At 67.9% G+C, this 7,308-nt stretch carries 7 protein-coding genes; 6 read left to right on the plus strand and 1 reads right to left on the minus strand.

All coding sequences use genetic code 11. The features are described 5' to 3' along the window. The 6 genes from DD1DGNOD_RS13895 to DD1DGNOD_RS13920 all read left to right on the plus strand — a co-directional run. Positions 1 to 1,666: mannose-1-phosphate guanyltransferase (locus tag DD1DGNOD_RS13895; protein ID WP_241255706.1), on the plus strand; the 1,666-nt coding region annotated here is incomplete at its 5' end. A 411-nt stretch (positions 1,667 to 2,077) separates the two neighbouring features. Then, positions 2,078 to 2,455 (plus strand): glycine cleavage system protein GcvH, encoded by a 378-nt coding sequence (gcvH, locus tag DD1DGNOD_RS13900; RefSeq protein ID WP_131766804.1) that lies wholly within the window; start codon positions 2,078 to 2,080, stop codon positions 2,453 to 2,455. 322 nt (positions 2,456 to 2,777) lie between these two features. Further along, positions 2,778 to 3,329 carry an FHA domain-containing protein gene (locus tag DD1DGNOD_RS13905; RefSeq protein ID WP_131766805.1) on the plus strand — a complete coding sequence of 184 codons (552 nt, stop codon included), beginning with the start codon at positions 2,778 to 2,780 and terminating at the stop codon, positions 3,327 to 3,329. A 16-nt stretch (positions 3,330 to 3,345) separates the two neighbouring features. Then, positions 3,346 to 4,125, plus strand: coding sequence for a transcriptional regulator FtsR (ftsR, locus tag DD1DGNOD_RS13910; RefSeq protein ID WP_131766806.1), 780 nt, complete (start codon positions 3,346 to 3,348; stop codon positions 4,123 to 4,125). A 233-nt stretch (positions 4,126 to 4,358) separates the two neighbouring features. Then, complete coding sequence (locus DD1DGNOD_RS13915) at positions 4,359 to 4,844, plus strand: bifunctional nuclease family protein (RefSeq protein WP_131766807.1); 486 nt, start codon at positions 4,359 to 4,361, stop codon at positions 4,842 to 4,844. A 400-nt stretch (positions 4,845 to 5,244) separates the two neighbouring features. Continuing rightward, a complete protein-coding gene (locus tag DD1DGNOD_RS13920; RefSeq protein WP_241255707.1) occupies positions 5,245 to 5,808 on the plus strand; it encodes a MerR family transcriptional regulator in 564 nt (187 codons plus the stop codon). A gap of 76 nt (positions 5,809 to 5,884) precedes the next feature. Here the strand turns inward: DD1DGNOD_RS13920 and DD1DGNOD_RS13925 are convergent, their stop codons facing one another. Beyond that, positions 5,885 to 6,859: a cation diffusion facilitator family transporter gene (locus DD1DGNOD_RS13925; protein WP_131770342.1), complete on the minus strand. Its 975-nt coding sequence runs from the start codon at positions 6,857 to 6,859 to the stop codon at positions 5,885 to 5,887. Positions 6,860 to 7,308: the final 449 nt, after the last annotated feature.

A 7,308-nucleotide genomic window follows, 5' to 3' on the forward strand; every position in this document is an offset into this window, starting at 1 on the left:
CACTGTGATCGGCAGTAACGTCGTGGTCAAACCCGGCGCCTTCCTGCACCGGGCGGTGGTCCAGGACAACGCGCAGATCGGGCCGCAGACGAACCTGCGTGGCTGCGTGATCGGCAAGAGCACCGATGTGCTGCGGGCCGCGCGGATCGAGGAGGGCGCGGTCATCGGTGACGAATGCGTGATCGAGGAGGAGGCGTTCGTCTCCCACGACGTCAAGGTCTACCCGTTCAAGACGATCGAGGCCGGAGCGGTTGTCAACACCAGCGTCATCTGGGAGTCCCGGGGGCAGCGCTCGCTGTTCGGTCCCCGGGGGGTTTCGGGGCTGGTCAACGTCGAGATCACACCGGAGCTGGTGGTCCGTCTCGGCAGCGCATACGCCACGACCCTGCGCAAGGGATCGACGGTGACCACCGCCAGGGACGGTTCCCGGGCCGCCCGGGCGCTCAAGCGTGCGGTGACCAGCGCACTCACCGCGAGCGCGATCGACGTGCGGGATCTGGAAGTCGCGCCGATGCCGCTGGTGCGTTTCGACGTCCGTTCCTCCGACGCCGCCGGTGGCGTCGTCATTCGCGAGACCGAGGGTGACGCCGAACGCGTCGACATCATCTTCCTGGATTCCGAGGGAAGCGACCTTTCCTCCGCCGTCCAGCGCAAGCTCGACCGGGTCGTCAGCCGCCAGGAGTTCCGGCGGGCGTTTCCCGACGAGATCGGGGAGCTGCGTTTCCCGGCCCGCACGGCTGGCAGCTATGCCCGGGACCTGCTGGACCGGGTGGATACCTCCGGTCTGTCCGAAGCCGATCTGAAGATCGTGATTGACGCGGCCGGGGGAGCGGTGTCGCTGGTCCTGCCGACGCTGCTGGGACATCTCGGCGTGGACGCGCTCACCGTCAACGGCCGACTGGACGAGACCTTCCCAGCCGGGCCGCCCGGCGCCCGCCAGCGCACGCTGGACCGTCTCGGCGAGCTGGTGGCCAGCTCCCGGGCCGCGTTCGGGGTCCGGTTCGACCATACCGGTGAACGGATCACGATCGTGGACGAGCGTGGCGACCTGATCGACGACGAGCGGGCGCTGCTGGTCTTTCTCGATCTTGTCGCCTCCGAGAACCGGGGAGCCGAGGTCGCGCTGCCGGTGACGACCACGCGGGTCGCCGACCAGGTGACCCGCTTTCACGGACTGACGGTGCGGCGGACGTCGCTGTCGGCCGCTGACCTGACGCGGGCCGCGGGTGAGGCGAACGTCGTCTTCGCCGCGGACGGTCGCGGGGGATTCGTCGTTCCCGAGTTCGCCCCCGCGATCGACGGCGTGGCCGCGTTCGTCAAGCTGGCCGCACTGGTTGCCCGGACCCGGCTGCCCCTGAGCGCCATCGACGCGCGTATTCCGGCCGTGTCAGTGTTGCGCCGATCCGTGGCGACGCCGTGGGCGGCAAAGGGGACGGTGATGCGCCGGGTCGTGGAATCGGTCGATCCCGACGGAGGATGCACGATCGACACCACGGACGGCGTCCGGGTGGTACAGCCGGACGGCTCCTGGGTGCTGGTGCTACCCGATCCGGCCGAAGCCGTCACCCACCTGTGGGCCGAGGGATGTGCCACCACCGACGCCGGTCAGCTCCTGCAACGCTGGGGCGCCGTCGTCGCGGCCTTCCCCACCACTCCCCCCACATAGTCGGCCCCCACATAGTCGTTTCGCGACGACACGGGGACCCCTGCCTCTGTGGTTGGTGCCCACCTTTGGCTTGGTGATCACCTGGTAGTGATCGTCAAGGGATTCATCCGCAGGTGGGGTTGCTTCGCGACGATGTGCCGGATCCCGGCGTCCTGGGTGAGTGTGCTGAGGTGCGGCATTGCGGCGGCTTGCGATGCCCCGCTACGCTCGGCCCGCCGGGTAGCTGGTCGGCCTGTACGGTCGAACCTGGGCTGAAGCCGGGCCGGATATGAGCCCGGATATGGGCCGACGGTGGGGCGATCGTTGTTCGTCGCGTCGCCGGAGGCCTTGAGGAGTGTCGGAGCCGACGGTGGGGCGATCGTTGTTCGTCGCGTCGCCGGAGGCCTTGAGGAGCATCGGAGGCAATCCCCCGTGTACCCGGAGGACCTGAAGTACACCAAGGAGCACGAGTGGATCCGGGTGAACGATGCCACCGTGCGGGTGGGAATCACCTCCTACGCTCAGGAGGCCCTCGGTGACATCGTCTTCGTGACTTTGCCGGCGGTGGGGGAACGGGTGCAGGCCGGCCAGCCGTTCGGAGAGGTGGAGTCGACCAAGAGCGTCTCCGATGTCTACGCTCCGCTCTCAGGGGAGGTGATCGCCCGCAACGAGGTGCTCGACAGCACTCCCGAGCTGGTCAACTCCGATCCCTACGGTGAAGGCTGGCTCGTCGAACTGGCCGTCGACGACACTTCCGCGACCGTGTCACTGCTGGACGCCGCTGCGTACGCCCAGCACGTGAAGGCGTAGTAAAGATCTACGGAATATCTACGGAGCATCCACGGAATGCCGCCAACCGTTTACGTTGACGCTACGGACGCCACGCCGGAATAGCTCTCCCGCTCCCCTTTTCGCGGCTGTGCGCCTGATGCACTAGCCTCGTTGTGCGCCGGGAAAGCGATACGAGGCCAGGATGTCACGGTCGGTGTTGTCTGTTCCGGTCGTCTTGGGGCCGTTACCAGATGAGTAGGGGCCCTGAGGAGGAAGTGAACGTTTTCGCCACCCCAGGCGAGGTGGCCCGAGCGGCCGGCCAACCGCGTCCGCGGCAGTCCGGCAGGAAGCAGACGCGACCGTGTTCTGCACGAGGTGCGGACAGCAGAACCCGACCGATGCCCTGTACTGCGCACGGTGCGGGTCTCCACTGGTACGTCCAGGTGAGCCCATCGCGCCGGAACGGCCTGCCGAACAGACTTCCACGCTCAACCTCGCCGCCGCCCTGTCGGGCATCGAGGGCGACCATGTCGACGAGTCGACCGAGCGGGACGCGGTTGCCGCGGTCGACGCGTTGCCGCCCGGCTCCGGCCTGCTCGTGGTCAAACGTGGGCCCAACGCGGGCAGCCGCTTCCTGCTGGACGCCGATCTGACCACCGCCGGCCGTCATCCGGAGAGCGACATCTTCCTCGATGACGTGACCGTCTCGCGCCGTCACGCCGAGTTCCACCGGTCGCCGTACACCAAGGGCTTTGCGGTGCGTGACGTCGGTAGCCTGAACGGGACCTACCTCAACCGTGAGCGGATTGACTCCGCCGAGTTGTCCAGCGGTGACGAGGTGCAGATCGGCAAGTTCCGGCTGGTGTTCCTGACCGGGCCGATGATCTCGACGGGTGGCGGGGGCCCGCAGTGAGCCGGGGATTCCACCGATGAGCGCCGGTCGCGCCGCGGCCGGTTCGGTGTCTGCTGCGGCCCCGGCGTCACGGGGCCGGGTGGGTGCTTCCACCGCGAAGACCCTGACCATCGGCGAGGTTCTCGACCAGTTGCGGCTGGACTATCCCGACGTGACACTGTCCAAGATCCGCTATCTGGAGGCGGAGGGGCTCGTCGTCCCCGCCCGCACGAGCGCGAACTATCGCAAGTACTCCTCTGACGATGTCGCGCGGTTGCGCTACGTCCTCGGGGCGCAACGGGAGCGTTTCCTGCCGCTCAGAGTGATCAAGGAGGAGCTGGACTCCCTCGACCGCGGGCTGCTCCCACGGGAGCGTCTCGGACCGCGTCCGGTGGCGCCACCATCGCCTGGCGCCCTCGACGTCCTGCTCGACAGCGGCGAGCAGGTGCGGATGTCGCGGCGGGAACTGCTCGCGGCGACCGGCGTCAGCGAGGAGGAGCTCGCCGAGCTTGAGCAGTACGGGCTGCTTGCGCCCCGTCCCGGGGGCAGCTATTTCGACGGGGACGCGCTGGCTGTCGCGCGGACGTTTGCCGCGCTGAGCGGCTTCGGCATCCAGCCCCGGCATCTGCGTCCGTCGCGGGTGGCCGCCGATCGGGAGGCCGGTCTCATCGAACAGGTGGCGGCGCCCCTGCGGGGGCAGCGTGACCCGTTCGGCGGAGGGCGGGCGGAGGAGGTCCTGGACGAGATCGCCGGGCTGCTCATACGGTTGCATGCGGCTTTGCTGCGGTCCCGGCTGCACACCGGGCCAGGCGCGTGACACTCCCGGCCGGGAACGGATGGACTGTTGCCTGTCGACTGTTGCCTGCGTGGGCCGACTCGTGCGTGGGCACCTATCGTTGAATGGGGTGGAAGGCCTGCACAGTGACCGATCTTGTCGGAAGCACCGGGCCGCTGACGAAGACCGGAGACCGGGATACTGTCAGCCGGTGGCGGTTTACAGGTTCCGGTCGGATCATCCCGTCCTGCCCACCTGTGCGAGGAGGTAGATCGGTGCATCGGCTGGACATCGTCGGCGTTCGTGTCGAGCTTCCGTCGAAGCAGCCGATCGTCCTGTTGAAGGAGGTCGGTGGTGAACGTTACCTGCCTATCTGGATAGGCGCGGTGGAAGCAACGGCCATCGCGTTCGCGCAGGAGGGCATCACGACCGCTCGCCCGATGACTCATGACCTGATGCGTGACGTGTTGCGTGCGCTGCAGACCGAACTCACCAGGGTGACCATCAACGACCTCCAGGACGGAGTGTTCTTCGCCACACTCGTGTTCGGTAACGGGGTCGAGGTCTCGGCCCGACCATCGGACGCCATCGCGTTGGCGATGCGGATGGGGGCGCCGGTGTACGGCGAGGAGTCGGTGCTCGCCGAGGCCGGGATCACCGTGCCGGAGGAGCAGGAACAGGAACAGGAAAGCGAGCTGGAGAAGTTCCGGGAGTTTCTTGACACGATCTCGCCGGAGGACTTCAACACACCGGGTTCCTAACGGGCCGACGGCAGCGCGATAATGATCTTTTTGTGCTGCCGGCGCCCCGGATCCCGAGCTGCCCGGGGACCAAAGGCGGCGTGATCATGGTTTTTCGCGCTGCCAGCGGCCCGGATCCCCGGGTCGTTAGCGGGATTCCAGCCGATTCGTGCGGTTCGTCGCCTGCTGTGGCCGTGTGCGGTTGTATCCTCACAAAGGCTTGATCTAGGAACATTGTGGGTCTGTCACGGGACACGCCACTCGTGATCATTGATGGGATCGCCCAGGGCTCTTACCGTCGAGTCGAGGCTTCGGTCGATCCTGCTGCCGGCAGGGGTATGACGGGCGGCCGGTGAGACGAGGCGGTTGGGTGAGCCCAGGGTGGTTGGCTGGCGGACGCGACGACGACAGCGATGATCGGATGGCGATGATCGGACAGGGTCAGCTCTTCCCGGACGATCTTCCTTTGCCGTCCGGTGACGATGTCGGCTATCGGGGGCCCACCGCGTGTGCGGCTGCGGGTATCACGTATCGGCAGCTCGACTACTGGGCCCGTACGGGTCTGGTTGTGCCGAGCGTACGCGGCGCCACCGGGTCGGGCAGCCAGCGGCTGTACTCCTTCCGGGACGTGCTGGTCCTGCGCGTCGTACGCAAGCTGCTGGAGGCCGGAGTCTCCCTGCAGAACATCCGCGCCGCCGCCGACTGCCTGCGGGTGCGCGGGATCGAGGACCTTGCGCAGGTCACACTGGTCAGTGACGGGTCGACCGTGTACGAGTGCACCTCTGACGACCAGGTCATCGATCTCGTCCAGGGTGGTCAGGGAGTTTTCGCGATCGCGGTCGGCCGGGCCGTCCAGGACATGCGCGGGCAGCTGTCCCAGCTACCGACGGAGCGCCCCGAACGCCCGGGACACACCGGGCAGGCGGCGGTCGGCCATCCCAGGGACGAGTTGGCCAACCGGCGTGGCCGACGCAGTTCGGCCTGACGGACACAGTTCGGCCTGGGCCGCCTCCGGTGGATGTCGGCCGTCCGGGCGCCGATGCGGGTGGTGATCCGCGCGATTAACAAGGGTCCGTGGCGGCGTAGTGCGTGGTGCCGTGCGGCGCGGCACAGTGCGGGTCGGACTGTCCGGGCGTGCGGTGCGCCTCGGCGGACAGGTGGTCGACCTGGAGAGTGGTGTGGTCGATGTGGTGGTTGTCGCGAAGCCAGGCGTGCACCCCGACCCGAACGGCGTGGCAGTCCGCCTCGGGGTGCACCAGGACGTGCGCGGACAGCGCCGGTTCACCGGAGGTGATCTGCCAGATGTGCAGGTCGTGAACTTCGCTGACGCCCGGTCGGCAGGCCATGGCGGCCCCTATGTCGTCCGGATCAAGCCCGTCGGGCGCGGCCTCGAGGAAGATCCGACCGGAGGCGTGCAGGAGACCGGCGCCGGCTTTCAGCATGAGGGCGACGACGACGAGCGAGGCTATCGTGTCCGCGCGCCCCCAGCCGGTGACGAGGACGACCGCTCCCGCGACAATCGTGGCAACGAACGCGTAGAGGTCGTTGAGGATGTGCTGAAAGGCACCGTCGATGTTCAGGCTTGCCCGGTTGGCCCGGCTCATCGCCCAGGTCGCGGCGAGGTTGACAGCCACCCCGACGAGTGCGACGCCCAGGACGGGCCCGCCCGCCACATCACCGGGGGTGACCAGCCGCCCGATCGCCTCGAAGGTGAGCCAGCCGGCCAGCAGGAGCAGGGTGAGTCCGTTGACCTGGGCGGAGAGGATCTCCACCCGGCGCAGGCCGAACGTGTAGGCGCCGCCCGCCGGCCGTGCCGCGACCCGCAGAGCAGCCAGCGCCAGTACGATCGCCGCCGCGTCGGTGAGCATGTGGGCCGCATCCGACAGCAGCGCCAGGGAGTGCGCGAGCAGGCCGACGGCAACCTCCCCGACGAGGTAGACGAGGATGAGGCCGAGGGCGATTGTCAACCAGCGCCGGTCAGCGTCCACGGAAACGTCGTGCCCATGGCCGGCGTCCCGTCCATGGCTGTGATCCATTCCGCTATCCTCCGCCACCGGCCTTCCTTTCCCCGCTCTTCTTCCGCCTCGCTTTCCAACGTTACGTCCTTCGTCCCGGCTCCGTCATTTTATGCTGAAAATGGCTGCCGATATCGGATTCGTTGCTCCGGACAGCGGCGCTGTTTTCTTGCCGTCCGTTTCCACCGTCCTGGCAGGCGATTTCTCCGGGCGTCACGACCGAGGTGGCTTCCCGCCCGTGACGTGTCCGGGTGGGAGCGGTATCCGCGGTGGACATGGTTGCCGGTTCCATTGTTGTTTCCGGTGCCGTCGGTCGTACGCCGCAAGACCGGCCGGCCGGATCGCCGCGTTGCTTTTCCCGGATGCTCGGCGCGGCACTGCCGCCGGCCGTCCCCGCCGTCCCTGGCTGGTCACCAGCCAGTCGGCCGCTGACCAGCCGGTTGCCGACTACTGTACGTAAGGGAGCCGGC

This window comes from Candidatus Protofrankia californiensis (genome assembly GCF_900634765.1).
GTDB lineage: Bacteria > Actinomycetota > Actinomycetes > Frankiales > Frankiaceae > Protofrankia > Protofrankia californiensis.